Below are 2,820 nucleotides of genomic sequence, written 5' to 3'. Positions count from 1 at the left end.
CATTATTTGTTTTATTTGGTTCAATCAGCATATCATATGAATTTGAAGACTTTTAAAATATTTCATTACTCAATGATAATATCACAATTTTTTAAATACTAGACATTTATAGAGAAATCTCCTAAAACCAATGCTTACGTTATGGCGTTCAGTCTGACTAAATTTCGGCACAAAAATAGCAATTAAGAAATGATGCTTTAAAATTTCTTAATTGCTATAAAGGTTTGAATATTATCCAATTCCAAAGATTTTAGTCACTAATTCTACACCATGTTGTACTGTTGCTACGATTGCTGCACCCATGCTTGTCCAGTCATGCCCGATTGCTGAAGTAACGATGTTTGTAATTGAATCAAATAATTCTTTCATTGATATGCACCTCCTCTATCTGTATAGTTTTATTTTAAATCATTTTTTTGATAATTTTATTTTCGTTTCTTAATTTAAAAGATACTCTTCTTAAGTGAAATAAAACAATAAAAAGCAACACGATAACGCATGCCTAAGTGTTGGTTAAGCATTTTATTTTGTATTTCATTTTCTATATTGTCTATCCTTTTCTCCTTTGATATATAAAAGCTACAGGCACTAATGAAAATATCTAATAGCGCCTGTAGCTTTTATTATTTTTAGTAGCCTTCTGTCCAAGATTTAACTACTTTAGCAGTGTGGTTTTGCCAATCTATTTCGTAAATTGTATTAAATGTTTTCGGATCATAGTTCTTTCTGTTATGACCTCTCCAGAAAAAACCATTCCATATAATTTCATAAAAGTCTGTTTCACGTTGATATGTCACTTTTAATTGTGTTTTTTTATGGTCATTTTTTTTGTGAGTGAATACACTCAAAAATTCTGGGTTAAAATTACTACGTGCTAATAAAGGAATTTGATAGTCTGGTATAAAGTTTTGACCGGCATTCGCACTACTGTTTCTTTTCGCTAAAAATAATTCGTTACCATATGTGCCACCATTATCATCTGCATCTCTACCATATGGACCCCAGCCATTATTCATAATTTTATTCGCTTCAACACCCCAGCTGACTTGTTTGTAGTTTGTACCACTATTGATATATGTTCTATAATCTTCTTGTTTATAACTGATTGATTCAGAAAATGAATATTTTCCGTTTAAGCTACCTGTTGGATTATTAGAGATATTGATATCTCCACCGCCTCCGTAACTTAATGTATTTTGGACTTGAAAGCTATCAGTTTGATTTTTAGGTGCGTAATCAACAACCGTTGTTGAATCCCCTTTTAATGCATTTAAAGTGACATTATATTTACCGCCCCAAGGAAGAACAGAATAATTGTAATCGTTCGGATTTGGTCTTAAATAACCAGAATAAATATTACCTGATGCTTTAACAATCAGCGTATCTTTATTATAATTTTTATCTTCAATAAAATTTAAGTTTAAAATTTGTGATATATTAAATCGATCTGCATCTGCAGTAGCTGTTGTTTTATAAATGGTTGTATTCGAGTCAGGTTTTTCCATTTTTACTGGCTGGAGGTCCTGGTTTGCAAATACATTTGTTGAAAGTAATAAGAACGCTGCTGAAGTGACGACTGTTGTTTTAATTAATTGATTTAATTTCATAATTAATTCTTACCTTTCACTTTTATTTCGTGTGTTTTCCAGTTAACTAAGTATTTAACTTTAAAATTACGATTAGTAAATGCATTATGTGTTCTACTTGTGTCAATGTAACTTGCATGAGATCCCGGTATATGTCTCCAAACACTTGTTACATCTAGATTTCTACCTAATGAAATTTCGATTTCTGAAGTTTCACTTGTATCTTTATCATGTGAGATTGTAGTTAAGAATGATGGATTAAAGCCACTTAATACAAGCGGTGGCAATTGATTATCCGGTACAAAGAAATCTCTTGGCGTCTTACGTATAGAATTTCCACCGAAAAAGAGGTATTTATCATAGGCAGATATTTTATTGCCATCGATATTAAATTCATTTGCTTTAACGCCCCATGCTACATTTTTAGAGTTTTGGTTCTCTACTTCACTGACATAACTTGATTGGTTATAACTGATTGACTTCATATAGTTGACGGAGGCATTAATATTTAAAGAAGGATCCGGTTTAAATGTACCCCCAATCGCGTAACCTAATGTTTCTTTGACATCAATCGAATCTGTTTTGTTTTTTGGCAAGTAATTAATGATACTTGCGTTTTGGTCATCAACTTTCAATGCAATATTATATTGAAACGGCCAAAGCATTTGAGCCACATCTGGGAACTGACGATTTCTTTGATATCTTGTTTTGGATTTGATAAAACCTTGAGTTTTAATTATCAGAGCGTCTTTGTTATATTTTGGATCTTTAATAAAATCAAATTGAATATTTTGAGTGACACCCCATTTGTTACTACTAATATCTTTCGTTCTTTTAATAACTTGCGCATTATCCCCAATGCTTTCGAAATTATCACTTGCTGCGAATACATTTTGTTGTTCGGCGACAATAAATGATGTAATTAAACTTAAGGCAATTACCTTTTTTAAAAGTTTATTATTTTTCATTGTCTTCGCCCCGTTTCTAAAAGTTATTTTTATTTCACTATTATCTTATCATCAAAGTACAAAAATATTTCTTAACTCACTATTAAATATTCATAAATAACAATAAACTAAAATCATTAGTGGGAAATATTTTTAAAAACCCTTTAAAACCGCTCTTGTCGAACTTTATTTTTATTAATATCTGTAAAAATTAATATTATTCATTATATACTAATAATTGTTTGATTATTATTTCACAATATTGACAATTATTTATTCCTTTATTC

Annotated in this window: 3 protein-coding genes; all 3 read right to left on the bottom strand. The window is 30.1% G+C overall.

Annotated features, from left to right (window positions below; genetic code table 11):
* Positions 1 to 231: 231 nt before the first annotated feature.
* A complete protein-coding gene (locus tag CD118_RS11640) occupies positions 232 to 369 on the bottom strand; it encodes a beta-class phenol-soluble modulin (RefSeq protein WP_050330608.1) in 138 nt (45 codons plus the stop codon).
* A gap of 260 nt (positions 370 to 629) precedes the next feature.
* The gene (locus CD118_RS11635) at positions 630 to 1,607 is read right to left on the bottom strand and encodes a beta-channel forming cytolysin (protein ID WP_050330607.1); all 978 of its coding nucleotides are present in this window, start codon (positions 1,605 to 1,607) and stop codon (positions 630 to 632) included.
* 2 nt (positions 1,608 to 1,609) lie between these two features.
* On the bottom strand, positions 1,610 to 2,554 hold the full coding sequence (locus tag CD118_RS11630; protein ID WP_050330606.1) for a beta-channel forming cytolysin: 945 nt from the start codon (positions 2,552 to 2,554) through the stop codon (positions 1,610 to 1,612).
* Between the last annotated feature and the right edge of the window lie 266 nt (positions 2,555 to 2,820).

Origin of the sequence: Staphylococcus coagulans (genome assembly GCF_002901995.1) — a bacterium.
Lineage (GTDB): Bacteria > Bacillota > Bacilli > Staphylococcales > Staphylococcaceae > Staphylococcus > Staphylococcus coagulans.
The sequence above is the reverse complement of the archived record's forward strand: the minus strand, read 5'-3'. Positions and strand labels throughout refer to the sequence as shown.